The sequence below is a fragment of the Streptomyces lunalinharesii genome (assembly GCF_039532155.1).
Taxonomy (GTDB): domain Bacteria; phylum Actinomycetota; class Actinomycetes; order Streptomycetales; family Streptomycetaceae; genus Streptomyces; species Streptomyces lunalinharesii.
The window spans coordinates 51,504-75,448 of record NZ_BAAARK010000018.1 but is presented as its reverse complement, the minus strand read 5'-3'; the positions used below and the strand labels follow the sequence as shown (position 1 = coordinate 75,448).

The following is a 23,945-nucleotide window of genomic DNA, read 5'->3' as shown; positions in this document are numbered from 1 at the left end:
TATCGATAATCATTTTCATTGTCATCTCTTTGCTGAACCAGGAGACGCCCATGCCCACTCCCCCACGTCGCACCGTCCTGCTGTGTACCCTCGCCGCCACGGTCGCCCTACTGCCCGCCCTCCCCGCCCAGGCAATCCCCCGGACCACCGCGCCGCCCACGCCCCTGCGCTTCGGCGACTGCCCCGCCTCCGTACCGACTCCGCCGACGCCGGAGCGCGTCGAATGCGGGCGGCTCAGCGTGCCGCTGGACTGGCACGACCCCCAGTCACCGCACATCGAGATCGCCGTCTCCCGGATACCCGCCTCAGGCACCCCCGCCGAACGACGCGGCGCCCTGGTCGTGAACCCCGGCGGACCGGGCGGCTCCGGACTCCCCTACGCAGTCACCAAACGCGCCAAACTCCCTGCGAGCGTGCGGCGTTCCTACGACGTCATCGGCTTTGACCCACGCGGCGTCGGCCGGAGCGCGCCCGCCGACTGCGGCCCGATGGGCGGCCTCTTCGACGCGCCGGGCGACGACCCGGTACCGGCCGGCGCGACGGCCGAGAACGAGTACCTCGGCGCGCTCCGCACCATGGCGGACGACTGCGCCAGGCAGTCGGCCGCAGCCCTGCCCCACCTCTCCACCGAACAGACGGCGCGCGACATGGACGCCCTCCGCGCCGCGCTCGGCCAGCGCCGGACCAACTTCCTCGGCGTCTCCTACGGGAGCTACCTGGGCGCGGCCTACGCGGCCCTCTTCCCGCACCGCACGGGCCGCATGGTGCTCGACAGCGTGGTCGGACCCTGGGACTGGTACGACTTCGACGCACTCCAGAGCCGGGCACTGCTCAGGCAGCGCAACACGTTCTTCACCTGGGTCGCCGCCCACCCCGAGCGCTTCGAGCTGGGCGCGAGCGCGACCGCGACGCGCAGGTCCTACCTCACCGCGCGCCGCGAACTCGCCGAGCATCCCGTGAACGGCATCGGACCGGCGGAGTTCGACCGCGCCGTGTACCGCGCCCTGGGCCGCACCGAACGCTGGGCGCCCCTCGCCGACGGCCTGCGAAGCTACCTGCGCACCGGCAACCCCGACCCCTTCCGCCCCGCGACCGCGTTCGACGGCCCCGACTCCCGCAACTACGAGGCCGCCAACCGCATCGTCAAGTGCGCCGACGGCCCCGCCACCACGCCCCACCGCATCCTGACCGACCTGCACCGCATGCGAAGGCTCGACCCCCAACCGATCCTGACCGGCATGGAGGCGTCCGCCTGCGCCTACTGGCACCACCGCCCCGCCCACCGCACGCCGCTCGGCAGCCCCGACGCGCCGCCCGCGCTACTCGTCGCCTCCGAGCACGACCCCGTGACCCCCATCGAGGGCGCGCGCCGACTCCGCCCGCTCCTGCCCGGCTCGCGCCTGATCACGCTTCACGACGACTACTCACACGGCGTGTTCGCCAGCCGGGGCAACACCTGCGTGGACGCCACGACGGCCGCCTACCTCACCGACGGCACGCTACCGACCGAGGACGTGCACTGCGCCGGCCCGGGCCTCCCGGCGGTACCGCAACAGACACATTCATGACAGTCCAAACTACTTGCGTCGATGCGCAAATAGGTGCAGACTCTGAGGCGTTTGAAGAGGGCACCTCGTTCGGTGAGGCGTCTGCAACGGACACAGGCCACTGACCCCACGACGTCGAGAGACGCCCAGGGTCAGGACAGGTCTCCCCGGCCCAAGGGGTGACCCCAAGTGGCTTCCCCGTACCGGGGATTACGCCGTGCAGTGCCAAAGCTCTGACGAGTTGGGGTGAACCGGCCCGGGAGGCCGGTCCGCTCCTTGCCGAGTCGTACGGCGCCCCCGCGCGCCCCGGCCGGGAGGAGGCGAAAGACATGGACCTCAGTTGCAGTAGTCCGTGCCACGGTCGACCCGTCAGCGGGATCCGCATGTCCGCCTCGGTCTCCGCGCCGCGGTAGCCGCCCCTCCCCCACGCACGCGCCGGCACCGTCGCCGGCCGGCAAGCGGCCGACCGGCCCGCCGCGGTACGCGCTCCGTACCCGCGCGCCCTCATCCCCGCGTTCCGCACGTCGGGCCGCAGGCCACCGGCACGCCGCGACCGGCCCCGACGGTCCGCTCCCGCCTCCGAGCCGCCTGGCAGCGCCTGGCGGCGAGTACGCCGCCGTTGCTCCCATTCCAAGGAAACAGTCATGAACCTCCACCACCGTTCACCCCACCGCACCCTGCTGGACCGGCCTTCCCGCGTCCGCTGGTGCCTGCGGATCGACCCCCGTCCACTGTCGTCCCGTCACGAGGTGATGGACCTGCCCAGGGCTCCGGTCCACCGCGTTCGCGGACTGGTCGTCGACTGCGGGAGTCGTCACGTGTCAGTCGAAGGGCGTCAACTGTCGCTCACCTGCATGGAGTTCGAGCTGCTCGCCCATCTGGTGGCCCACCAACACCGGGTCTACAGCCGCGAACGGTTGATGGCACTGGTGTGGCAGCAGACACCCGCCGGGGACCTGCGCACGGTCGACGTCCACATCGCCCGCCTGCGCCGGAAGCTCGGCCCTGGACACCGGGTGTTGATCCGCACCGTCCGCATGATCGGCTACGCCTTCGATCCGTCGGCCACCGCCGCGACCGGCCGTTGAACGCAGCGGACCGGCTGCCCGCCCACGCCCCGCAAGGTCGGCACCATCCCAAGGAAAACCGTCATGCGATTCCTGCCCCGTTCACCTCGCAAGCAGGCCAGGCAACCCGGGTCCGCTACGACGATGCCCAGGCGCCGCGCGCTGGTCACCCTCCACGTCCGCTGTGACGTGCGCACCGAGGCCAAGGTACGCGCGCTGTGCGTGCTGGCCTTGAGCCACCCCGGCTCCCGGCTGGAGGGGCTGCGCTGCGTCCCGTACGGCGCAGTCACCGTGCACCTGCACCTGACGGCCAGCCTGGACGCCACGGAAGCCGGACTGCTCGACCGGCTCGTCGACCGGCTGGCCCGCGTGCCATCCGTGCGCGACCTGCACTGGCACCGTTACGACGGAGCCGGCGATCCCGCGCCCTCGGCCGCAGGGACCAGGTGAGAGCCCTGCGGGCGGCAGACAACTGCACAGGCAGCGCCGTTGAGGCGGTCGGTGACGCGGGCGACTCCCGCGGCGCCGACCGCTTCGCGGTTCCGGCTCCGGCCCCCGTGGCTGACGTACAGACAGACCCAGGCGAAGAGGGAGCCGCTCGACGATGCGCCGCAGCGGTCCGGCGGGACAGGCTCGCCGGACCGCTGCTTTCCGTACACGGGGGGGGACGTCAGGGAGTCACGTGCCAGTGTGCTTCGAGGCGCCGACGGCCCTGGGAGTCCGGGACGGCACACCAGTGGGCGTGCGGGCGGGCGGGGCGCTCCTCGGTGGTGGACTCGGGCACGTTCGCCGGGCCGGGAAGCGTGTGCAGGACGGTGCTGTCGAGGGGGCTGTCGGCGATGTGGCGGGCCGTGGTGGCGAGCGCGCCGAGGATGCGGCGGCCGGTGTTCCGACCGTGCAGGGCGGTGGCCGTGCGGCGGATGTGGACAGCGGTGAAGACGGACATGCTGGAGTCACCTCCGTAGAGTGGCGCGGCCGTCCAGGCGGATCGGCCGCGGGTGGGCGAACGGTTCGGCGGTGCGGGCTCGCGCGCCCGTGCGGACCCGATGGGCCCGGTGCGGCGCGACGGGCCGGATCAGGTGCGGCCGGCCCGGGCGGCGGACTCCGCGATGCGTTCGGCGGCCGGCAGCGGCAGGTCGGCGAAACCGGCGAGCCAGCGGGCGTCGTAGCCCTGGCGAGCGAGGACGTGGGCGAGGTGCACGCGCGGTTCGTACGCGGCGTGCGGGCCCCAGGGGTGCGGGCAGCTGCTCGGGCCGTCGAGGAGGTAGTCCCGCTCGGTGCCGTCGTGCAGGGTCAGACGGACCCGCGGGCAGACGTGGCCGACGGCGTACGGGCCGGGGCGGTGGCTGGCGGTGTCGCGTCGGCGCCGCAGTGGCGTGGCGGGTCGGGTGCCGGTGAGACGCGGGAGCAGGCGCATGGGCTCTCCCTCCTTCGTGCGGGGGTGTGGGTGGCGGCGGGTGGGGAGGACCCGCCGCCACCTGCTCGGGTGGGGTCAGGCCCCCATGGCGAGTTGGACGATGCGGACGATCACCAGGGCCATGGCGACCAGCAGGTAGGTGCGCAGGGCGGTCAGGCCGACCTTGCGGCCGGTGGACAGGACGGGGGCGGGCAGTTGGTCCAGCGGGGGCATCCGCCAGGTTTCCTTGCCGGTGCGGTCGACGGGCCGGCCGCTGCTGCTCCAGCCCTTGCGTCGACGGCGCAGTTCCGCGTAGCCGAGGGCGAGCAGGCCGGCGACGCCGCAGATCGCCATGATGTCGAGGATCGCGGCGGAGGTGAGGTCGGGGAAGAGGACGGCGGCGGTCAGGATGACGGAGAGGGTGACGAGGACGGCGACCACGAAGGAGGTGAAGACGTTCGTGGCCTTGCCGTTGACCCACGGGCCCAGTACGGCGCGGTCGTTGCACAGCAGGAGCAGGAAGACCGAGGCGGAGGGCAGCAGGACGCCGGCGAGGGTCTGCACGCCTTCGGTCAGCAGGCCCAGCGGGGAGCCGGGGATGATCACGATGATCGCGGCGGCGAGGATGAGGCCGGCGAAGACGGCGTAGAAGCCCTTGGCGCCCTTGATGCCGCGGTGCAGGGAGTGCTTGAGGCCCAGGACGTCGCCGAGCGCGTAGGCGGTGGACAGTGACACGGCCGAGGCGCCGATGATCGAGGCGTCGAGCAGCGCGATGGCGAAGAGCACGCCGGCGGTCTTGCCCGCGTACGCCTCCAGGCCGTGTGCGACGCCCGCCGCGTCGTCGAACTTCCCGAAGCCGCCGGTGCCGGCGAATGCAACCGCGGTGAAGCCCATCATCGCCGCGGCGCCGAGGACCACGATGACGATGCCGAGCCACAGGTCGGCCTTCTCGTAGCGCATGAAGCGCGGGGTGATGCGCTTGTCGATGACGTAGGACTGCTGGAAGAACAGCTGCCAGGGCGCCACGGTCGTGCCGACGATCGCGATGATCAGCAGCATGACGTCGGAGAGCTGGGAGTGCGCCGGCAGACCGGGGACGACGAAGTCGTGCGCCATCTGCGAGGTGGCGGGGTGGGCGATGAAGTAGATCGGGATCAGCAGCAGCGAGCCCAGGCACAGCAGGACCGCGGTGCGTTCGAAGCGGCGGAACGACCCGGTGGACGCGGCGACGATCACCACCGCCGCGGCGACCAGCACGCTGGCGGTCTTCGGCAGTCCGAGGTAGCCAACGGCGAGGGTCACGCCGATGAACTCGGTGACGATGGTCAGCGCGTTGAGCAGGAACAGGTCGATGACCGAGAACGCGCCCCAGAACTTCCCGAACCGCTCCAGGATGAGCCGCGCGTGCCCCACTCCGGTGACGGCGCCCAGCCGGAGCACCATCTCCTGGTTGACGTACAGGACGGGCACGAGCAGCAGCAGGGTCCACAACAGGCGGGTGCCGTAGTTCTGGCCGGCCTGGGTGTAGGTGCCGAAGGCGCCGGCGTCGTTGTCGCCGACCATCACGATCAGGCCGGGGCCGATGATCGCGAGCAGGGTCTTGAGCTTCGCGGACAGGCTGTGGCGCGGAGCGGTGTCGTCCTGCTTGATGGTGCCCAGGGCGCCGCGGATGTCGCCGACGTGGGCGTCGTCGAGGACGGCGGCGCGCGGTGCCGGAGCGGCCGGATGGGTGGTGAGCGTGGTTTCGGTCATGGCAGGGCCTCCCGTTCCCCCGAGGGGGGAGGTTTTCGGGCATGCAGGAGCAACCGGTCGCCCTCGGTACGCAGGCCGACGACCCGCGGCGGCGGCAGGCCGCACGGGTGCCGGGGCAGGGGCGCGAAGTGCGCGGAGGGTGGTTACCGCATGCCGGGACGGAGCGAGGGCAGGCGGAGGTGGGGCCTACTGTGGCCCGGACTATGAGGACCGCGGTCCATGTCTTTCGCCTCCTCCCGGCCGGGGCGCGCGGGGGCGCCGTACGACTCGGCAAGGAGCGGACCGGCCTCCCGGGCCGGTTCACCCCAACTCGTCAGAGCTTTGGCACTGCACGGCGTAATCCCCGGTACGGGGAAGCCACTTGGGGTCACCCCTTGGGCCGGGGAGACCTGTCCTGACCCTGGGCGTCTCTCGACGTCGTGGGGTCAGTGGCCTGTGTCCGTTGCAGACGCCTCACCGAACGAGGTGCCCTCTTCAAACGCCTCAGAGTCTGCACCTATTTGCACATCGACGCAAGTAGAGCTGACGGTCGACCTCCGTCGGCCATGCCGCCAGCGCCGCTTTTATTTGCGTATGGATGCAATAAGCGGCAGACTGCTCGCGGCGCACGTCCCGCCGCACTTCGGGTGCGGCCTCCGGCGGACGCCGTGGAACCGCATCACGGAACGGAGGCAGCCATGGGTCAAGACCCCCTCAGTCCCCGCTGCCTCACCGGCAGCCACTGACGCGTCCGCCACACCCTCCGGCGTCCACCCGGCAGCCGTGGCCGAGCCCGCAGCGCCTCGCCCGTTCGCCTCGATCACGCCGCACGAGCCGTGGCACGTCCCCGCGGCAGGCGCTCTCCCCCTGTCTGATTACTCCCACGCCGGGCCGGAAAACCGCCCCGTCCCCACGCCATGGCCGTCCGCCACGGTCGCGGTGCGGGCGGCATCGGGGCCACAGTGTGGTCGGAGGTTGATGTGATGTCGTCGTTCCCCACCCGCCCTGAGGTCGTGCGGGCCTCCCTGCCCTCCCGGGTCGCCGGCCGGATGTCCCGGATGGGCTGGGTGGACGTGGTGGTCGCCGCCGCCGTGCTGGTCCTGCTGTACGCCACCTTGCGGGTGGGCCAGGGCACCACGGTCCGCTTCGCCACCGGCCAGAACGTCCACGTCGACACCGACCCCGGCCAACTGCCCTACGACGCCGCGCGCAGCCTGCTGCGGATGTTCGTCGCGCTCGCGGCCTCGACGGTCTTCACCTTCGTCTACGCCTACGCCGCCGCCCGCAGCCGCCGCCTGGAGCGGATCCTCATCCCGGCCCTGGACATCCTCCAGTCCGTGCCGGTACTGGGGTTCCTCACCGTCGCGGTGACCGGGTTCATCGCCCTGTTCCCGGGCTCGATGCTGGGCCTGGAGTGCGCCTCCATCTTCGCGATCTTCACCTCGCAGGCGTGGAACATGACCTTCGGCTTCTACCACTCCCTCACCTCCCTCCCGCGCGAACTGGACGAACTCTCCCGCTCGTTCCGCTTCACCCGCTGGATGCGCTTTTGGAAGGTGGAACTGCCGGCGGGGGCGATCGGGCTGGTGTGGAACGGCATGATGAGCTTCGGCGGCGGCTGGTTCTTCCTCGTCGCCTCCGAGGCCATCAGCGTCAACAACCGCGACTACGCCCTGCCCGGCGTCGGCTCCTACGCCGGTGCCGCCATCGCCGACGGCGACCTCGGCAAGATCGGCTGGGCGATCGTCACCATGGCCGTCATGGTCATCGGCGTGAACTTCCTCTTCTGGCGCCCACTGACGGCCTGGGTGGAGAAGTTCAAGAACGAGCAGTCCGAGGCGAGCGAGGTCCAACGCTCCTACGTCCTCGACTTCCTGCGCCGCTCGCACTGGCCCGAACTGGCCGGACGCCTGTTGCGGCCGGTGGGGCGGGGGCTGGCCCGAGCAGGCCGGATCCTCGGTACCGACGACCGACCCCTGTTCACCGACCGACGCCGGCAGCACACCGGCGACATCGCCTTCGCCGTCGTGGCCGGCGGCATGATCCTCTGGGGCCTGATCGACCTCTTCGGCTACCTGCGCGACCGCACCGGGCTCGGCGTCTTCGCCGAGCCCCTGCTCTTGGGCCTGGCGACCCTCGCCCGGGTGGTCGTGGTGGTCGTCGGGGCAACCCTGGTCTGGGTGCCCATCGGTGTCCGGATCGGCTTCTCGCCAAAACTGACGCGCATCGCCCAGCCGTTGGTCCAGATCCTGGCGAGCTTCCCGGCCAACTTCCTCTTCCCGCTCGCCGTCTGGTTCTTCCTCAGGACCGGGCTGTCCCTCGACGTCGGCGGCGTCCTGCTGATGGCGCTGGGCGCCCAGTGGTACATCCTCTTCAACACCATCGCCGGTGCCATGTCCATCCCCACCGACCTCCGCGAAGCCATGGACGACCTGGGCATCGCCGGTTGGCAACGCTGGCGGCGGCTGATCCTCCCGGGCATCTTCCCCTCGTACGTCACCGGCGGGATCACCGCCTCGGGCGGCGCCTGGAACGCCTCGATCGTCTCCGAGATCGTCCCGTTCGGCGCCACCACCCTCACCGCCACCGGCCTGGGCGCCTACATCTCCCACGCCACCGCCCACGGCGACTTCCCGCGCCTGATCGCCGGCGTCGCCGTCATGAGCCTGTACGTCGTCGGTCTCAACCGCCTCTTCTGGCGCCGCCTGTACCGCCTGGCCGAAACCCGCTACGCCGCCTGACCCGCAGCCCGACAGCTTTGGAGCCCCCATGGTCCTCAGTGCCCTCCGCAACCTCCGCGCCCGCCGGACCGCAAGCACCCCGCAGCCACACCGGCCCCGCCCGGCCGACGGCGACGTCCTGCTGTCCGCCGAGGCCCTGACCAAGTCCTACGCCGGCGCCGACGGCGAACTCCCGGTCCTCACCGGCATCGACCTCACCATCCGCGCCGGGGAGATCGTCGCCCTGCTCGGCAAGTCCGGCTCCGGCAAATCCACCCTGCTGCGCTGCCTGGCCGGCCTCATCCCGCCCAGCAGCGGCACCGTGGCCTACCGCGGCACCCCGCTGACCGGCGCCAACCCCGGCACCGCCATGGTCTTCCAGACCTTCGCCCTGCTGCCCTGGCTCACCGTCCAGCAGAACGTCGAAATCGGCCTCGAAGCCCGCGGCGTCCCCACCGACCAACGCGCCGAGGCCGCCCTCCAGGCCATCGACCTCATCGGCCTCGACGGCTTCGAATCCGCCTACCCCAAGGAACTCTCCGGAGGCATGCGCCAGCGCGTCGGCTTCGCCCGCGCCCTCGTCGTCGAGCCCGACGTGCTGATGATGGACGAACCCTTCTCCGCCCTCGACGTCCTCACCGCCGAGAACCTCCGCGGCGAACTGCTGGAGCTGTGGGAATCGGGCCAGTTCCCCACCCGCGCCATCGTCCTGGTCACCCACAACATCGAAGAGGCCGTCCTGATGGCGGACCGCATCGTCGTGCTCGGCTCCCGCCCCGGCACCATCCGCGAGACCTTCGACGTCGCCCTGGACCGCCCCCGCGACCGCGACGCGGCCGCCTTCGAGGACCTCATCGACCGCGTCTACCGCACCATGACCGGCCGCCCCAAGGAAACCCGTCTCCCGGGCCGCACCGAGACCATGGAACGGGAGAAGCGCACCTACGCCAACACCCCGCTGCCCTCCACCAGCGTCGACGCCCTCTCCGGCCTCGCCGAGATGGTCGACCACCGAGGCGGCCGCTGCGACCTCGCCGACCTCGCCGAAGAACTCGGCCTGGAGATCGACGACATCCTGCCCCTGGTCGACGCGCTCGACCTCCTCGGCCTGGCCACGATCAGCCAGGACGACCTCGTCCTCACCGAACGCGGCACCGCCTTCGCCGACGCCGACGTCCAGCAGTCCAAGGCGATCTTCGCCCCCGCGGCACTGGAGATCCCCCTGGTCAAACTGATCACCACCAGCCTCCGGCAGAACCCGAACCGCACCCTGCGCGCCGGCTTCTTCCGCGACCTGCTCGCCCACCACTACACCAGCGAACAGGTCGAACAGCAGCTGGAGACCGCCACCGACTGGGGCCGCTACGCCGAGCTCTACTCCTACGACGCCGACCCCCAGGAGTACCGCCTCGACGAAGCCGGCACCCCGACGTGAGCCGCTGCCGCTACTCCGCCGTCGCGGGCCGCCGGGCCCGCACCCGGCGACCGGCCGCCCGCGCCGCCTGCTCCTGCGCCGCCACGGCCGCCGCCTCCTGCCCACTCACCGGCGCGTGGTCCCCCGACGGCGGCGCCGACGCCACCAGCGACGCCTCCTCCAACAGTCCCCGGACGTGCGGGCCGGCCGCCCGGTAGTAGATCCGCGTGCCCTCCCGTCGCGTCACCACCAGCCCCGCTGTCCGGAGCTTCGCCAGGTGCTGCGAGACCGCGGCCACGTGCGCGCCCACCATCTCCGCCAAGCTGCCGACCGGAAACTCCTGCCGGCTCAGCGCCCACAGCAGCCGGTAACGCGTCGGATCGGCCACCGCCTTCAGCACCGCGATCGCCCGCTCGGCCCCGGCCTCATCCCACGCCTCAACTTGCGCTCCCATGCAAATACCCTAACCCCGGCACCCCTGCGCGAACGGCCCGCCGGCAGTACCTGCGTCGCGGTGGACCCGGGCCGGGACCGGTGAAGGTCAGCCGCCCGACGGGCTCGGTGACGCGCCGACCTGCTGGGCGTAGGTCTGGGCGTACTTCGGGATCAGCGCCTCGATCCGGTTGACGTAGTTCTGCGTCTCGGGGATCTGCGGGATGCCCCGGGCCCTGAGCACCGCACCGGGACCCGCGTTGTACGCGGCGAGGGCGAGCCGGGTGGGGTCGCCGGCGACGCCCTTGACCTGCTTGAACAGGTGGCACATGTAGGCGCCCTGCGTCGGGATGGCGTCGGCCGGGTTCCACACGTCGGCCGCGCCGCCGCCGGCGTGGTTCCTGCCCCACTCCGCCCAGGTCGACGGGTGGAACTGCGCGATGCCCTGGGCCTGGCCGGAGTCCGCCTGCGGGTTCCAGTGGCTCTCCGCGTCGAGCTGCGCGGCCAGCAGCGGAACGCTCAACTCGGGGCAGGTCTGGGCGGCCGACCGAACGGTCGCCAGGTACTGGCGGGGAATGGTGGGCAGCGCGGGCGGTCGGGTCAGCCACCAGACGACGCCGAGGACGGCGGCGATCACGAGTACGGCCCCGAGGATCAGGCCCACCAGGCATCCGCGGCGTCCGGAACGCCTGGCTCCGCCCCCCGGCCGAGAAGCGCGGTACGTCGTGGCGGGCGACGGCGCCTCCCAGGAAGGGCGTGCGGGCCGCCGGCTCCGTCGCCCTACCCGGCCCCCGCCCGTCGCTCCGGCTTGTTGTTCGTGCATGTGCCCAGTCCGTCCGGTCGGTCCATCCCGTTGATGTCTCGATGACCGGTGGGACGCTTGAGGCGCCACAATAGTTGCAAGATCGCGCAATCAAGCAAGCGTCTATGAGGATTGCCACACGGAGGAGCCGGCCCCGACCGACCACCGGACACCGCAACACTACGGGCGGGAGGACTCCGGCCAGGGGCCCACCCCAGGCACCGCGCAGCTCGCCCCGAATGCCCGGAGACGCCCTCACATGTTGATCATGTGCCCCGCGAGGCCGTGCACCGCTTCCTGGATCGCCTCGCCGAGGGTGGGGTGGCCGTGGACGTTGCGGGCCACCTCGTGGACGGTGAGGTCCCATTTCTGAGCGAGCGTCAGTTCCGGCAGGAGTTCGGTCGCCTCGGGGCCGATGAGGTGGGCGCCGACGATCTCGCCGTGGCGCGCGTCGCTGATGATCTTGACGAAGCCCGCCGTGTCCCCGATGCCGTGGGCCTTGGCGTTCGCGGTGAACGGGAACTTGGCCACCCGGACGTCGAAGCCCCGATCGCGGGCCTGCTCCTCGGTCCAACCGAAGCTGGCGATCTGCGGCTGGCAGAACGTCACCCGCGGGATCATCACGTAGTCCAGTTCCATGGTCTCCGCCCCGCCGATGGTCTCCGCCGCCACGATGCCCATCGCCTCGGCGGCGTGCGCCAGCATCAGCTTGGCGGTCACGTCCCCGATGGCGAAGAGGTGCGGCACGTTCGTCCGGCACCGGCCGTCGACGTCGATGGCGCCGCGCTCGGTCAACCGCACGCCGGTGTTCTCCAACCCGAAGCCGGTGGTGCGGGGCTGGAACCCGATGGCCTGGAGGACCTGGTCGGTCTCCAGCGTCTGGCGCTGGCCGCCGGTGGTGACCGTGACGCGCACCCGCTCCCCGGAGTCGTCGATCCCCTCGACACGGGTGGACGGCAGGACGTGGATGCCCAACTTGCGGTAGCGCCGCGCGAGTTCGGCGGACACCTCGGCGTCTTCCAGGGGCACGACGCGGTCCAGGAACTCGACGAGGGTGACCTCGACGCCGTAGTTGTGGAGGACGTAGGCGAACTCGACGCCGATGGCACCCGCGCCGGCGATGACGATGCTGCGCGGCAGTTCGTCGGAGAGGATCTGCTCCTCGTACGTCACCACCCGGCGGCTGAGCGCGGTGCCCGGCAGCAGCCGGGTGACCGAACCGGTGGCGATGATCGCGTGGTCGAACGACAGGGTCTCGCTCCGGCCGTCGCCCAGGGTGACGTGCAGGGTGTGCGGGTCGATGAACGCGCCGACCCCCTCGAACTGCTCGATCTTGTTCTTCTTCATCAGGAAGTGCACGCCCTTGGCCCGGCCGTCGGCCACCTTGCGGCTGCGCAGGTACGCCTCCCGGTAGTCGAAGGTGACCCGGCCCTCGACGTGCATGCCGAAGGTCTTCGCCTCCCGGTTCACGAGGTGGGCGATCTCGGCGTTGCGCAGCAGCGCCTTCGACGGGACGCAGCCGATGTTGAGGCAGACCCCGCCCCAGTACTTGGCCTCGACGATCGCCGTGCGCAGCCCGAGTTGGGCGGCCCGGATGGCCGCGACGTACCCGCCCGGGCCCGCGCCCAGGACCACCACGTCGAAGTGCGGACTCATGCCCGGCGTCCGCGTCGTTCGCCGCTGTCGGCGCGGGACGTGCGGCGTCCGGTGATTCGCTCGCTCATGCTCGGCAGCCTAAGCGGGGGTGCCCGGGGCCGCAGCGCGCCGCGGTCCAGCCGGGGGCCGGCGGAACGGCGCGGCCTTCTGCCGGCCCGGCCCGCGCCCGGGCCGGCAGCCCACTTCCCTTCAGGCCGCCTGCGGGGCCCCGACGAGTTGCTGTACCAGTTCGTGTTCGTCGGACTGCGAGAGGGACGTCTTCAGCACCGTTCCGCCCAGGGGCTGGAGGGCGGCGGCGAACTGGCCCTCGTTGAGCTTCGTGGTCATGACGACGACGGCGGCCTTGCCCGGTTCGAGCAGTTCGTGGGCGCGGTCGCGGAACCGCCTGTCGAGACCGGACTGGTTGAGCTTGCCCGCCAGGCCGCCCAGCGCGGCGCCCAGCAGCCCGATGGCCGGCATGAGGAACAGCATGCCGAGGACCAGGCCCCACAGGGCGCCCGCGGTGGCCGAGGTCGCGATGGCGCGACGGGGAATGTCGTCGTGCGTGTCGACGTGGGTGTGCCCGTCGGCGTCGGTGAAGACCACGGCCAGGCCGGTGAGGACGACGTCGTGCTTGCGTTCCAGTTCCAGGATGCGGCTCTCCGCCCGCCTGGCCTGCTCCGTGCTGTCGTACCCGATCATGATCAAGTCTGACATGGGTGCCTCCTCGCCTCAGGAGGCCACCGGCTCACGCACGACCGGACGCGCCTGGCGGTGTCGGCGCCTGGCGTGCGCGGTCAGGTGTGAGTGCCTCCTCCTTCTTCAAGCTAGCCCCGGCCCACCACCGTCTGCACTTCATGCATGCGGCGAGGGCCCGGCGACCGAAGTCGCCGGGCCCTCGCCGGGCCGCCGTGACGGGTGTCAGTTCACCGTGTCGTGGCTGAGCTCGATGTCGCACTCGGCCTGTCCGGCGGCGGTCAGCCGCAGCGGGGCGGCGGCCGGCGGGTAGCCGCTGGCGATCAGCGTGTACTCGCCGCTGTCGAGGTCGGTGAAGACGTACTCACCGTCGTGACCGCTGGTGGCGCTGCCGACGACGTTGCCCGCCGGGTCCAGCAGGGTCACCCGGGCGTCGTTGACCGAGTTGCCCTGCGCGGTCCGGACGGTGCCGCGGACCTGCGCACCCAGCGTCAGCCGGACCTCGTACCAGTTGCGGGCGCTGGCGGCGACCTCCACCTGGAGGGCCGACGGGCGGTGGCGCTCCGCGCTGACCGCCAGCGTGTAGCTGCCCGGGGTCAGTTCGCCGAACGAGAATCCGCCGTCCTGGCCGACGACGCCGGAGGCCACGACCTCACCGCGGACGTCGGTGGCCACGACCAGCGCGCCGGGCACCGGGTCGTCGTTCTTCTCCTCGCGGACCTCGCCGGACAGTCCGGCCGCGCCGCTGAGCGTCAGGTCGAAGGAGACCGCTTCGGCACCCACCACGACGGTCAGGGCCTGCGGCTTGCGGGCGCCCGCCGAACCGATCAGCACGTAGGTGCCGGGGCCGGTGGTCGGCAGTGCGTAGCCGCCGTCGGCGTCGGTGGTGGTGCGGCCGAGCTGCCGCCCGCCGACGCTGATCAGGGTGACCGCGGCCTGGGGCACCGGTCGGCCGCCGCTGTCGCGGACGGTGCCGCTGATCAACGCGCCGGACGCGGCGTCCGGGACGCTCTCGGCGGCCACGGCGGCCGCGACGACCGCCTCCGGGGCCGGGGCGGCGACCGGAGTGGCGTCCGCCGCGGGCGGCACCTCGCCGTTGGCCTCGGCCTCCGCCTGGGCCCGTGCCTGGAGGCCGGAGATCTGCCGCAGCGGCACCTCCTTGATGAACCACATCAGCAGGAAGGCCAGCGCGACGACGATGGCACCCATCAGGAAGACGGTGTGCATGGAGTCGGCGAAGCCGCGCTTGAACGGCTCGGCCAGTCGCGGGTCCAGGTGCTGGATGAACGAGGAGTCGCTCAGCACGCCCGAGGAGCCACCGCCGGTGGGGTGCTTGAGCATGTCCAGCACCGGCTTGCTGGCCGGGTCGTGCAGGACCGCGGGGTCCTTGAGCGCGCTCTGGAAGCGCGCGGTGGACGCGGCGCTCTTGAACGCGTCGCCGATCTTGTCGCCGACCGTGCTGAACAGCACCGAGAGGAAGATCGCGGTACCGGCGGTGGCGCCCATCTGACGGAAGAACGTGGCGGAGGCGGTGGCCACGCCCATGTCCTGCGGCGGGACCGCGTTCTGCACGGCCAGCACCAGGGTCTGCATGCAGCCACCCAGGCCGAGGCCGAAGACCAGCATGTAGATCATGGTTTCCCACAGCGCGGTGTCCCACTGGACCCGGTAGTGGAAGAGCAGCATGGCGGCGACCATCAGGGCAGTGCCGATGATCGGGAAGATCTTGTAGCGACCGGTCTTGGCGGTGATCTGGCCGGACACGATGGAGGCGATCATCATGCCCGCCATCAGCGGCAGCATCTCCAGGCCCGACTTGGTGGGGCTGGCGCCCTTCACGATCTGGAGGTACTGCGGGATCATCAGCATCCCGCCGAACATGCCCATGCCGATCAGCACGGACAGCAGGCTGGTCTTGCTGAAGGTGCCGTTGCGGAACAGCCGCATCGGGATCAGTGCGTCGTCACCGATCCAGCGCTCCACGAAGATCCAGGCGATGATCCCGACCACGCCGATGACGTAGCAGGAGATCGACTCCGCCGAGGTCCAGCCCCACTCCCGGCCCTGCTCGGCGACGAGCAGCAGCGGGACGACGCCGATGGTGATGGTGAGCGCGCCCCACCAGTCGATGCGACGGCTGCGACGGGTGTGCGGGATGTTGAGGACCTTGGCCACGACGAACAGCGCGATGATGCCGATCGGCACGTTGACCAGGAAGACCCAGCGCCAGCCGGTGATGCCGAGCAGGGTGGCCTGGCCGGCCAGCGCGCCGCCGATCAGCGGACCGGCGACGCTGGACGTCGCGAACGTACCGAGCATGTAGCCCTGGTATCGGGCACGCTCCCGGGGCGGGACGATGTCACCGATGATCGCGAGTGCCAGCGACATCAGACCACCGGCGCCCAGGCCCTGGAGGGCGCGGAAACCGGCGAGTTCGGTCATCGAGGTGGAGAAGGTGCAGAGCACCGAGCCCACCACGAAGATCGTGATCGCGGCCAGGTAGTAGGGCTTGCGGCCGTGGAGGTCGGACAGCTTGCCGTACAGCGGGGTGGCGATCGTGGAGGTGATCAGGTAGGCCGTGGTCGCCCAGGCCTGCTGGCTGAGCCCGTGCAGGTCGTCGGCGATGGTCCGGATCGACGTGCTGACGATCGTCTGGTCGAGCGCGGCGAGGAACATCCCCAGCATCAGGCCGCTGAGGATGGTGAGGATCTGGCGGTGGCTGAGTCCCCCGGCCCCGGGTATCGCCTTGGCTTGCGCCCCTGGCGGAGAGGTGGCTGTGCTCATCTACGTATCTCTCCCTGCTCCACGGTGGCGCCCTGGTCTCCATCGGGGCCCGGCCGTACGTGTTGACGTTCTGCGAAGTCCTTGTTGAGCCGGCTCATCAGCCGGATCAAATCGGCCCGGTCCTGCGGCGACCACGCCTCGAGGATCCCGGCCAGCTCGGCGTCACGCTGACGCCGGTAGTCCTCGAAGCGGGCCCGCCCCGCCTCGGTGGCGGTCAGCAGCGAACCGCGCCGGTCCTCCGGATCCGGTCGGCGCGCGACCAGGCCGCGCTCGACCAGCGAGCGCACCTGTCGGCTGACGGTGGACAGGTCCAGGAAGGCGTCGGCGGCCAGGTCGGTCGCCCGCTGGTCGCCTCCGCACACCAGCCTGGCCAGCAGTACCCGGTCGGCTGCCCCCGCGTCGTGCTTGACTCGTTGTTTCCAAGCTGCGATCAGCCGGGTGAATCGGACCATTTCCGTCCCGAGTCCCGCGGCTGCTTCGTCCAGGCTCGACGTGGCGGTGATCTCCGAGACCCCAGCCCCGTCGCAGGCATGGACCGTGCCGTTGCTCATCGTCGTGATCCCTCGCACTGAATGCGTGCATGCGTAACTCCGTGATCCAGCCGGTCCACTGGATACGTTGCTTGTATCCAGCAAGCATAGCGGGTACATGCGGGTGCCACCGACCACGGGGCGAATTGCCGCGGCACGAAGGAGCGCCGGAGCACCAACCGTGCGCCCCCGACACCACCACCCCCGTGGCAAACCGCCACCACTGGGTAGGCATGCCGGAAACGCACCATTTATTCGGCAATGAGGAAGGAGAAGCCATGTCGTCGAAGCGTCGCCGCAAGAAGAAGTCGCGCCGCAACCACGCGGCCAACCACGGCAAGCGCCCACAGTCCTGAACCACCCCACACCCCAGTAGGGGCCGGACGACCCGGGCGGTTGCCTGGCGGCTCATCCGCCGGCAACCGCCCAAAATCCACCGACGCCCCCGCCCACCACGCCCACCGCTTGGCTTTCCAAAGTCGAAGCTTGGAAAAACCAAGTTTCACCACTACGCTCCCCCTTCGAGATCAGGAACAGGGAAGACGGCGGCCGCGGGCCCTCCCCTCCCACGACGTCCTGGCTGATCGTTGAGGAATGCGCCGGCGCCGGAACCAGTCGGGCCGGAGACGGACGAAGGAGACGAGCATGCGCGTGGTGGTCCTCTGCGGCGGAGAGAGCGCCGAACGGGACGTCTCCCTGGCCTCCGGCCGGTCGGTGACCAGGGCCCTGCTCGATCTGGGGCACGAGGTGACGCTGGTCGACCCGGCCGCCGCGCCGCCGGTCCTGGCCGGACCGCTGCATCCCGGCGACGTGGTCGACGAGTCCACGGTGGGGAAGGAGCCGCCGTCCCTCGCGGAGGTGCGGCAGTTGCGGCGGCGGATGCACGCCGCGCTGACCGGGGGCCCGGTCCTGGACCTGCTCCGCGACGCGGACCTGCTGTTCCTGGCGTTGCACGGCGGCTGGGGCGAGGACGGGCACGTCCAGGCGCTCTTGGAGATGGCCGGCCTGCCGTTCACCGGCGCGGACAGTGCGGCGTGCGCGGCGGCCTGGCACAAGGGGCGGGCGCAGGCCGCGATGGGCGCGGCCGGCGTGCCGGTGATCGAGCGGGTGGTGTGGCGGCCCGGGGCGGCCGAGGTGCCGCCCGACGTGCGGCGCCTGGTCGCGGACGGACCGGTGGTGGTCAAGCCGGTGGTGGGCGGTTCGAGCGTGTCGGTCCACCACGTGACCGCGCCCTCGCAGTTGGCGGAGGTCACGGCCGAGGCCCGCGCCGGTGGCGTGGAGCTCATGGCGGAACCGTTCCTCCCGGGGCGGGAGTTCACCGTCGGCGTGGTCGGCGGCCGGGCGCTCCCCGTGGTGGAGATCGAACTGACCACGGCGGTGTTCGACTACGCGGCCAAGTACCAGCCGGGCGCGGTCAGCGAGGTGTGCCCGGCGCGGGCTCCGGCCGAACTCACCGCCCGGCTACAGGAGTTGGCCCTGCGCGCCCACCGTGCCCTCGGGTTCGGCGAGGACGCGCACTCCCGCACCGACTTCCGCTGCGCCGCCGACGGCGAGCCGATGTGCATCGAAGTGAACGCCCTCCCGGGCCTGACGGCGACGAGCCTGCTGCCGCGGGCGGCCGCCGGCGCCGGCTGGACCTACCCCGACCTGATCCGGCGCATCGTGGACCTCGCGCCCCGCTGAAGCCGCCCGTCCCGCCCGAAGCGGCCCCGCACGCGGAGCGCTCCGTGGCCGTCGCCGCCGTACGGGGCGGATTCGAGGGCGGGTGTGCGACGTCGCCTGCGGGACCGGTCGTCGACGTCAGTGGTCGATGCCGTCGATCAGTTCGCGGGCACCCTGCCGCAGCAGCGCGACGGCGACGGAGGTGCCCAACGTCTCGGGGGTCAGCGGACCGGCCCACTCGTGCGCGTTGAGGACGGTCTTGCCGTCGGGCGTGAAGACGCTGGCCCGCAGGGAGAGTTCCCCGCGCCGGTCGGTGGTGGCGAACCCGGCGATGGGGCTGTTGCAGTGGCCCTGGAGGACGTGCAGCAGCATCCGCTCGGCCATCGTCTCCCGGTGCGTGGCGGGGTCGCCGAGGCCGCTGACGGCGTCGATGGTGTCGGTGTCGTCCTCGCGGCACTGGAGCGCCAGGACGCCGGCGCCGATGGGCGGGCACATGGCGTCCACCGACAGGATCTCGGTGATCACGTCGGGGCGGCCGATCCGCTCCAACCCGGACACCGCGAGCAGCAGGGCGTCGGCCTCCCCGGCGGCCAGCTTCTCCATGCGGCGGTTGGCGTTGCCGCGCATCGGTACGCAGTCGAGGTGCGGGTGCGAGGCGGCGAGCTGGGCGATCCGGCGCACCGACGAGGTGCCGATCCGGGTCCCGGCGGGTAGCTCGTCGAGCGTGAGCCCGCCCGGGTGGATCAGCGCGTCCCGCACGTCGTCCCGCTTGAGGAAGGCCGCGAACGTCGTGCCGGCGGGCAGCGGCCGGTCGCCGGGGATGTCCTTCACGCAGTGCACCGCGAGGTCCGCCTGGCCCGCCAGGAGGGCGGCGTCGACCTCCTTGGTGAACGCACCCTTCCCCTCCACCTGGGACAGCGCCCCCATCCAGCGGTCACCGGTCGTCTTGACGGGGACGACCTCGGTGGTGGTGCCGGGGTGCAGCGCGGCCAGTTCGGTGCGGACGCGCTCCACCTGGGCCAGGGCCATCGGAGAGTCACGGGACACGATGCGAATCAGTTCTGGGGCGGACATGGCGCCGATGATAGACCGTCAAATTCGGACAGTTACCGACAGCGCGTCGGCGTTGAGGTGCGTCGCAGCGCTCCGCTCGGCCCCCGTCCCGCCCCCCACCAGGCACTCCCCCGGCCCTGCCCGCGCGGTACCGTCCGGACATGTCCCGATCAAGCAAGCAGGGCGCGGCGGACCGCCGACCGCCCTCCTCCGCCGGCACCGCCCCCGTCGCCCCCGTCGCCCCCGGGCCGGTGACCGCCGACGACCTCGCCCGCGCCGTCCGGCTCGCGGTGGCGCTCCTGCGCACCGCGCCCGCCTCCGCCTGGGACGACCGGGCGGCCGGCTCGTTGGTATGGGACTGCTGGGAGACGGTCGAGCACCTGAGTGACGACCTGTTCGCCTACGCGGCCCAACTGGGGCCCAGCGCACCGCCGTTGGACGGGCCGGTGCCCTTCGTCTGGCGGCGGAACCGTCCCGGCGGACCGGCCAACGCGGTGCACGCGGACCGCGCCGCCGGGCCCGCCGGGCTCCTGCAGACCCTGGAGGCGTGCGGCGCCCTGTTGGTCGCCATGGTGCGGACCACGCCCGCGGAGGTCCGCGCCCATCACGTCTTCGGGAACGCGGACCCGGAGGGGTTCGCGGCGATGGGGATCGTGGAGACGGTGGTGCACACCCACGACCTGGCGGTGGGGCTGGGGCTGGACTGGGAGCCCCCGGCCGATGTGTGCGCGCGGGTGCTGGCCCGGCTGTTCCCGGACGTCCCGACCGGGGCGGACCCGTGGCCGACGCTGCTCTGGGCGACCGGACGCACCGCGCTCCCGGGACGTCCGCGCCGCACCGCGTGGCGCTGGGACGGCACCGTGCGGCCGTAGGGGCCACAGCGGCCAGAAGGCGCGCGCGGTCAGTGCCGGGACCAGGGGTGGCGGAGCCGGATCCAGATGTCCCGGGCCCGGCGGCCGGCCTCGGTGCGGCTGTGGGCGACGAGCCGCTGGGCCTGTTCCGCGGTCTCCACCATCGGCCCCGAGCCCCGCAGAGGCTTGCCGGCCGTCTCGTGGAGGAACAGCGTCGACACGAAGCCGATCACGCCGGCGGCCATCAGGTAGTACGCGGGGACCATGTGGCTCCCGGTGAGCTGCACCAGTCCCGAGGCGAACAGGGGCGTGGTGCCGCCGAAGAGCGACACGGAGATGTTGAAGGAGATGGACAGCGCGCCGTACCGCAGCCGGGTCGGGAAGAGCGCCGGGAGGGTGGCGGCGGAGGTGCCGGCGAAGCACACCAGCAGCAGGCCGAGGATGAGGCAGCCGAGGGCGGGGAACAGGATGCCGCCGGCCCGGATCAGGAGCACCGCGGGGGCGGCGAGCACGATCAGGGCCAGGCTGCCCGCCAGGAAGACGGGGCGGCGTCCCCACCGGTCGGAGGTGCGGCCGACGGTGGTGATGGTGAGCACCACGACGATCATGGTGCCGAGGACGAGGAGCTGGGCGGTGAGCGGGTCCTGGCCCAGCGTCTCGGTCATGAAGGTGGGCAGGTAGGACGTCACCATGTAGTTGGTGACGTTGTAGAGCAGCACCAGGCCCATGCAGATCAGCACCGCCTGCCAGTGTCTGGTGAAGATCTCCTTCAGTCGGCCGTGGCCGGACTGCCGGGCGTCCTCCACCGGGTCGTCGCCGCCCGTGGCCCGGGCCTCCTCCGCCGCCCGGTGGGCCTGCTCCGCCTCGCGCTGGAAGGCGGGGGTCTCCTCCAGCCGCAGCCGCATGTAGAGGCCGATGAGCCCCAGCGGTCCGGCGACGAGGAACGGCAGTCGCCAGCCCCAGGAGACCAGGCCGTCCTCGCCGAGCACTCCGGTGAGGATCGTGACCAGGCCCGATCCGAGCGAATAGCCGACGAAGGTGCCGAAGTCGAGCCAGCTGCCGAGGAATCCGCGTCGTTTGTCCGGGGCATATTCGGCGATATAAGTGGTGGCTCCGGCGTATTCGCCGCCGGTGGAGAATCCCTGCACCAAACGGCAGATCAGCAGCAGAATCGGCGCGACGAAACCGACGGAGTGATATCCGGGCAGGAACCCGACGGCGAAGGTGCTGACCGCCATCATGATCATGGTGGCGGCGAGGACCCGCTGCCGGCCGATGCGGTCCCCGAGGGGACCGAAGACCATGCCGCCGAGCGGTCGCACGAGGAATGCGGCGGCGAAGGTCGCGAACGACGAGACCACCTGGGCGCCGGGCGAACTGGCCGGGAAGAACACCTTCCCCAAGGTGCCCGCCAAATAGGCGTAGACGCCGAAGTCGAACCACTCCATCGTATTGCCGAGGGCCGCGGCCGAGACCGCTCGGCGCACCGCCGGCCGGTCGGTGACCAGCACGTCCCCGGCACTCAGCGGCTGTTTCCGGCGGCGCAGCAAAATGCGCAGGAGACGGTCGGTGGCGGCACTGCTTTGGCCACTCGTTTTTCGAATCGGGCGCCGGCTCGACGGATTGCGGCGGGCGGCGCTCATTTCGCCCCGTCGGGGAGCGGAATTCGGTGCCTCATATTCGTCATTATTTCCCCGGGGGTTCCGCGGCGAGAGCAGCTCCGTCGCCGCCGCGTGTCGGACGGCGCCCCCGAGCCGCGCCCCTCCGGACGGCCGGGAGCCCGGGCCGGCGGCTGGCCGGCCCGGGCTCCCGGCACCCGGTGGGCGTGCGGACCGTGCTCCGCTCCCCTAGGCGTGCTTCGACGAGATGAGGTGGGCGAACGCCACGACGTTGGACCTGTAGTCCTTGACCTTGTGGTCGTACGAGCCGCCGCAGGTGATCAGGCGGAGCTGGGCGTCCGGGGTGTCGGCGTAGACCTTGTCGTTGGGGAAGCTCGCCTTGCTGAAGGTCTCGACGGAGTCGATCTTGAAGGTGGCGACGATGCCGTCCTCGCGGGTGATCTCGACGGTGGCGCCGGGCCGGAGGGTCTCCAGTTGGAGGAAGACCGCCGGTCCGGTCTTGGTGTCCACGTGTCCCGCGACGATGGCGGCACCGCGCTCCCCCGGTGCCGCGCCGTCCTGGTACCAGCCGACGAGGTTCTTGTCGGCCGCCGGGGGCGGATTGAGCTGCCCGGTGGGGCCGAGGGTCAACGAGGTGAAGGGCGCGTCGACGGCGATCTCCGGGATCGTCAGCCGCTTGGGGGCGGAGCGGGCCAGCGACAGGTCGGAGACGGGGGCGGCGGGCCCGTCGTGGGCGGAGGCGGCGGGACGGGACTGCGATTTGGCGTCCGCCGTGGTGTCCACGGAGTTGTAGACGAGGAAGGAACCCAGCAGAAATGCTCCCGCGGCCCAGACCAGGCCGCGCCCCACGGGGCGGACGGCGGCTGCCTTGGGCGGATCGGGGTTCGGATTCGGCTGGGGAGACTGCTGGGCGGTCATGGGGGGCCTTTCGTGAGCGGGCGGGGCGCGGTGCGGAGGAGCCGCCGCGCGGCGGCGTCAGCGGGCCGGTCGGTCCGCACGGACCTGCGGAGCTGCGGTGACGGCGACGCAATCGCCGCGGCCACCGTCCGGCGAGGACGGTGGCCGCGACTGCACATCGACCTCCGGAGGTGGCAGCCCTATCAGGCTGCGGTGCCCGACGCGTTGCGGCGACGGAGCATGTAGGCGCCGGCGCCCAGACCGCCGAGCATCAGGACGGAACCGGCGGCCAGACCGCTGCCGGACATCGCCATGCCGCCGCCACCGGTGTGGACGCCGCCGTGCGGGCGACGGCCCCAGTGGTCGCCACCGCGACCGTGGTCGCGGTCGCCCCAGCCACCGTGGTCCCGGTCGCCGCGGCCACCGTTGTCGCGGTCACCACGACCGCCGTGGTCACGGTCGCCACGACCGCCGTGGTCGCGGTCGCCGCGGCCACCGTTGTCGCGGTCACCACGACCGCCGTGGTCACGGTCGCCACGACCGCCGTGGTCGTCGCCGTAGTTGCTGCTGGTGTCCCAGTCGCCGGTCACCGGCATGGCCAGCGCGCCACCACCGGTGTGCACGCCGCCGTGCGGCTTGCGGTGGTGACCGCCCCAGCCACCGTGGTCGCGGTCACCACGACCGCCGTGGTCGCGGTCACCGCGGCCACCGTTGTCGCGGTCACCACGGCCACCGTTGTCGCGGTCACCACGACCGCCGTGGTCGCGGTCGCCGCGGCCACCGTTGTCGCGGTCACCACGACCGCCGTGGTCCCGGTCGCCGCGGCCGTGGTCGTCACCGTTGACCGAGGTCCCGATGCCCGAGGTGAAGCCCTCGGCCAGACCCATGGCAGACGCGGCGGGTGCTGTGATCGTGAGCGCCGCCATGACGGCGGCGGAAGCGAACAGAGTGCGGGCAGTGCGCATGGAGTCATGTTCCTTTCGGCGCGACTGCGAAGGCTGACACTTCGTCGGCACATCGGATCGCAGTAGCGACGTGATCACCGTCAGCCGGATTCGGGCTCGGCACCACCGGAGAACGTCGCATTCGGGGGACAACGTCGGCTCTTC

The 23,945-nt window shown here is 71.7% G+C and carries 21 protein-coding genes and 2 riboswitches; of the genes, 8 read left to right on the top strand and 13 right to left on the bottom strand.

The genetic code is table 11. The annotated features are described in order from the left end of the window. The first annotated feature begins 50 nt into the window (after positions 1 to 50). From ABD385_RS24945 to ABD385_RS24935, 3 genes are all read left to right on the top strand, one after another. A complete protein-coding gene (locus tag ABD385_RS24945; RefSeq protein ID WP_344579990.1) occupies positions 51 to 1,568 on the top strand; it encodes an alpha/beta hydrolase in 1,518 nt (505 codons plus the stop codon). A gap of 57 nt (positions 1,569 to 1,625) precedes the next feature. Next, positions 1,626 to 1,800: riboswitch (M-box (ykoK) riboswitch) on the top strand. A gap of 391 nt (positions 1,801 to 2,191) precedes the next feature. Then, entirely contained in the window at positions 2,192 to 2,635 is a 444-nt protein-coding gene (locus tag ABD385_RS41370; protein ID WP_425585465.1) for a winged helix-turn-helix domain-containing protein, read from the top strand. Between the two features lie 123 nt (positions 2,636 to 2,758). Then, positions 2,759 to 3,064, top strand: a complete 306-nt coding sequence (locus ABD385_RS24935) for a hypothetical protein (RefSeq protein ID WP_344579987.1) — start codon at positions 2,759 to 2,761, stop codon at positions 3,062 to 3,064. Between the two features lie 220 nt (positions 3,065 to 3,284). Here the strand turns inward: ABD385_RS24935 and ABD385_RS24930 are convergent, their stop codons facing one another. The 3 genes from ABD385_RS24930 to ABD385_RS24920 form a co-directional block, all read right to left on the bottom strand. Further along, the gene (locus ABD385_RS24930; protein WP_344579985.1) at positions 3,285 to 3,560 is read right to left on the bottom strand and encodes a hypothetical protein; all 276 of its coding nucleotides are present in this window, start codon (positions 3,558 to 3,560) and stop codon (positions 3,285 to 3,287) included. A gap of 129 nt (positions 3,561 to 3,689) precedes the next feature. After that, positions 3,690 to 4,031 (bottom strand): hypothetical protein, encoded by a 342-nt coding sequence (locus tag ABD385_RS24925; protein WP_344579983.1) that lies wholly within the window; start codon positions 4,029 to 4,031, stop codon positions 3,690 to 3,692. A gap of 75 nt (positions 4,032 to 4,106) precedes the next feature. Then, the gene (locus tag ABD385_RS24920) at positions 4,107 to 5,762 is read right to left on the bottom strand and encodes an NRAMP family divalent metal transporter (protein ID WP_344579980.1); all 1,656 of its coding nucleotides are present in this window, start codon (positions 5,760 to 5,762) and stop codon (positions 4,107 to 4,109) included. Between the two features lie 297 nt (positions 5,763 to 6,059). Continuing rightward, positions 6,060 to 6,234: riboswitch (M-box (ykoK) riboswitch) on the bottom strand. Positions 6,235 to 6,724: 490 nt separating this feature from the next. On the opposite strand from ABD385_RS24920, the gene ABD385_RS24915 reads away from it, so the two are divergent. Together ABD385_RS24915 and ABD385_RS24910 are read left to right on the top strand one after the other, a co-directional pair. Beyond that, positions 6,725 to 8,482 carry an ABC transporter permease gene (locus tag ABD385_RS24915; protein WP_344579977.1) on the top strand — a complete coding sequence of 586 codons (1,758 nt, stop codon included), beginning with the start codon at positions 6,725 to 6,727 and terminating at the stop codon, positions 8,480 to 8,482. 28 nt (positions 8,483 to 8,510) lie between these two features. Further along, complete coding sequence (locus ABD385_RS24910) at positions 8,511 to 9,896, top strand: ABC transporter ATP-binding protein (RefSeq protein WP_344579974.1); 1,386 nt, start codon at positions 8,511 to 8,513, stop codon at positions 9,894 to 9,896. Positions 9,897 to 9,906: 10 nt separating this feature from the next. Here the strand turns inward: ABD385_RS24910 and ABD385_RS24905 are convergent, their stop codons facing one another. From ABD385_RS24905 to ABD385_RS24880, 6 genes are all read right to left on the bottom strand, one after another. Next, positions 9,907 to 10,329: an ArsR/SmtB family transcription factor gene (locus ABD385_RS24905; protein WP_344579970.1), complete on the bottom strand. Its 423-nt coding sequence runs from the start codon at positions 10,327 to 10,329 to the stop codon at positions 9,907 to 9,909. Between the two features lie 87 nt (positions 10,330 to 10,416). Beyond that, entirely contained in the window at positions 10,417 to 10,971 is a 555-nt protein-coding gene (locus tag ABD385_RS24900) for a lytic transglycosylase domain-containing protein (protein WP_344579968.1), read from the bottom strand. Positions 10,972 to 11,364: 393 nt separating this feature from the next. Then, entirely contained in the window at positions 11,365 to 12,765 is a 1,401-nt protein-coding gene (gene lpdA / locus ABD385_RS24895) for a dihydrolipoyl dehydrogenase (protein ID WP_344579966.1), read from the bottom strand. Between the two features lie 189 nt (positions 12,766 to 12,954). Further along, entirely contained in the window at positions 12,955 to 13,461 is a 507-nt protein-coding gene (locus ABD385_RS24890; RefSeq protein ID WP_344579963.1) for a DUF1269 domain-containing protein, read from the bottom strand. 204 nt (positions 13,462 to 13,665) lie between these two features. Further along, positions 13,666 to 16,224, bottom strand: a complete 2,559-nt coding sequence (locus ABD385_RS24885) for an MFS transporter (RefSeq protein WP_344579961.1) — start codon at positions 16,222 to 16,224, stop codon at positions 13,666 to 13,668. Further along, positions 16,221 to 16,775 carry a MarR family winged helix-turn-helix transcriptional regulator gene (locus ABD385_RS24880; protein WP_344579958.1) on the bottom strand — a complete coding sequence of 185 codons (555 nt, stop codon included), beginning with the start codon at positions 16,773 to 16,775 and terminating at the stop codon, positions 16,221 to 16,223. Before ABD385_RS24880 ends, ABD385_RS24885 begins: the two co-directional genes overlap by 4 nt. Positions 16,776 to 16,960: 185 nt before the next feature. Between ABD385_RS24880 and ABD385_RS24875 the strand changes: the two genes are divergently transcribed. Both ABD385_RS24875 and ABD385_RS24870 read left to right on the top strand, forming a co-directional pair. Continuing rightward, positions 16,961 to 17,110 carry a hypothetical protein gene (locus ABD385_RS24875; protein WP_344579955.1) on the top strand — a complete coding sequence of 50 codons (150 nt, stop codon included), beginning with the start codon at positions 16,961 to 16,963 and terminating at the stop codon, positions 17,108 to 17,110. A 289-nt stretch (positions 17,111 to 17,399) separates the two neighbouring features. Continuing rightward, positions 17,400 to 18,437 carry a D-alanine--D-alanine ligase family protein gene (locus tag ABD385_RS24870; RefSeq protein WP_344579952.1) on the top strand — a complete coding sequence of 346 codons (1,038 nt, stop codon included), beginning with the start codon at positions 17,400 to 17,402 and terminating at the stop codon, positions 18,435 to 18,437. Between the two features lie 117 nt (positions 18,438 to 18,554). On the opposite strand, the gene hemC is transcribed toward ABD385_RS24870, so the two are convergent. Then, the gene (gene hemC, locus ABD385_RS24865; RefSeq protein WP_344579949.1) at positions 18,555 to 19,490 is read right to left on the bottom strand and encodes a hydroxymethylbilane synthase; all 936 of its coding nucleotides are present in this window, start codon (positions 19,488 to 19,490) and stop codon (positions 18,555 to 18,557) included. A 140-nt stretch (positions 19,491 to 19,630) separates the two neighbouring features. Here hemC and ABD385_RS24860 point away from each other — a divergent pair, with 140 nt between their 5' ends. Next, on the top strand, positions 19,631 to 20,341 hold the full coding sequence (locus tag ABD385_RS24860) for a hypothetical protein (protein ID WP_344579946.1): 711 nt from the start codon (positions 19,631 to 19,633) through the stop codon (positions 20,339 to 20,341). Between the two features lie 29 nt (positions 20,342 to 20,370). Here ABD385_RS24860 and proP read toward each other — a convergent pair whose 3' ends face one another. The 3 genes from proP to ABD385_RS24845 all read right to left on the bottom strand — a co-directional run bounded on the left by proP (position 20,371) and on the right by ABD385_RS24845 (position 23,801). Then, on the bottom strand, positions 20,371 to 21,963 hold the full coding sequence (gene proP / locus ABD385_RS24855) for a glycine betaine/L-proline transporter ProP (protein WP_344579943.1): 1,593 nt from the start codon (positions 21,961 to 21,963) through the stop codon (positions 20,371 to 20,373). A 204-nt stretch (positions 21,964 to 22,167) separates the two neighbouring features. Continuing rightward, a complete protein-coding gene (locus tag ABD385_RS24850; RefSeq protein ID WP_344579942.1) occupies positions 22,168 to 22,857 on the bottom strand; it encodes a class F sortase in 690 nt (229 codons plus the stop codon). Positions 22,858 to 23,039: 182 nt separating this feature from the next. Continuing rightward, positions 23,040 to 23,801, bottom strand: coding sequence for a hypothetical protein (locus ABD385_RS24845; RefSeq protein WP_344579940.1), 762 nt, complete (start codon positions 23,799 to 23,801; stop codon positions 23,040 to 23,042). Positions 23,802 to 23,945 lie beyond the last annotated feature (144 nt).

What these genes read in the sequence shown, in the direction of transcription:
- ABD385_RS24945 (WP_344579990.1), top strand. Translation starts at nt 51, where the DNA reads ATGCCCACTCCCCCACGTCGCACCGTCCTGCTGTGTACCCTCGCCGCC.
- ABD385_RS41370 (WP_425585465.1), top strand. Translation starts at nt 2,192, where the DNA reads ATGAACCTCCACCACCGTTCACCCCACCGCACCCTGCTGGACCGGCCT.
- ABD385_RS24935 (WP_344579987.1), top strand. Translation starts at nt 2,759, where the DNA reads ATGCCCAGGCGCCGCGCGCTGGTCACCCTCCACGTCCGCTGTGACGTG.
- ABD385_RS24930 (WP_344579985.1), bottom strand. Translation starts at nt 3,560, where the DNA reads ATGTCCGTCTTCACCGCTGTCCACATCCGCCGCACGGCCACCGCCCTG.
- ABD385_RS24925 (WP_344579983.1), bottom strand. Translation starts at nt 4,031, where the DNA reads ATGCGCCTGCTCCCGCGTCTCACCGGCACCCGACCCGCCACGCCACTG.
- ABD385_RS24920 (WP_344579980.1), bottom strand. Translation starts at nt 5,762, where the DNA reads ATGACCGAAACCACGCTCACCACCCATCCGGCCGCTCCGGCACCGCGC.
- ABD385_RS24915 (WP_344579977.1), top strand. Translation starts at nt 6,725, where the DNA reads ATGTCGTCGTTCCCCACCCGCCCTGAGGTCGTGCGGGCCTCCCTGCCC.
- ABD385_RS24910 (WP_344579974.1), top strand. Translation starts at nt 8,511, where the DNA reads ATGGTCCTCAGTGCCCTCCGCAACCTCCGCGCCCGCCGGACCGCAAGC.
- ABD385_RS24905 (WP_344579970.1), bottom strand. Translation starts at nt 10,329, where the DNA reads ATGGGAGCGCAAGTTGAGGCGTGGGATGAGGCCGGGGCCGAGCGGGCG.
- lpdA (WP_344579966.1), bottom strand. Translation starts at nt 12,765, where the DNA reads ATGAGTCCGCACTTCGACGTGGTGGTCCTGGGCGCGGGCCCGGGCGGG.
- ABD385_RS24890 (WP_344579963.1), bottom strand. Translation starts at nt 13,461, where the DNA reads ATGTCAGACTTGATCATGATCGGGTACGACAGCACGGAGCAGGCCAGG.
- ABD385_RS24885 (WP_344579961.1), bottom strand. Translation starts at nt 16,224, where the DNA reads ATGAGCACAGCCACCTCTCCGCCAGGGGCGCAAGCCAAGGCGATACCC.
- ABD385_RS24880 (WP_344579958.1), bottom strand. Translation starts at nt 16,775, where the DNA reads ATGAGCAACGGCACGGTCCATGCCTGCGACGGGGCTGGGGTCTCGGAG.
- ABD385_RS24870 (WP_344579952.1), top strand. Translation starts at nt 17,400, where the DNA reads ATGCGCGTGGTGGTCCTCTGCGGCGGAGAGAGCGCCGAACGGGACGTC.
- hemC (WP_344579949.1), bottom strand. Translation starts at nt 19,490, where the DNA reads ATGTCCGCCCCAGAACTGATTCGCATCGTGTCCCGTGACTCTCCGATG.
- ABD385_RS24860 (WP_344579946.1), top strand. Translation starts at nt 19,631, where the DNA reads ATGTCCCGATCAAGCAAGCAGGGCGCGGCGGACCGCCGACCGCCCTCC.
- proP (WP_344579943.1), bottom strand. Translation starts at nt 21,963, where the DNA reads ATGAGCGCCGCCCGCCGCAATCCGTCGAGCCGGCGCCCGATTCGAAAA.
- ABD385_RS24850 (WP_344579942.1), bottom strand. Translation starts at nt 22,857, where the DNA reads ATGACCGCCCAGCAGTCTCCCCAGCCGAATCCGAACCCCGATCCGCCC.
- ABD385_RS24845 (WP_344579940.1), bottom strand. Translation starts at nt 23,801, where the DNA reads ATGCGCACTGCCCGCACTCTGTTCGCTTCCGCCGCCGTCATGGCGGCG.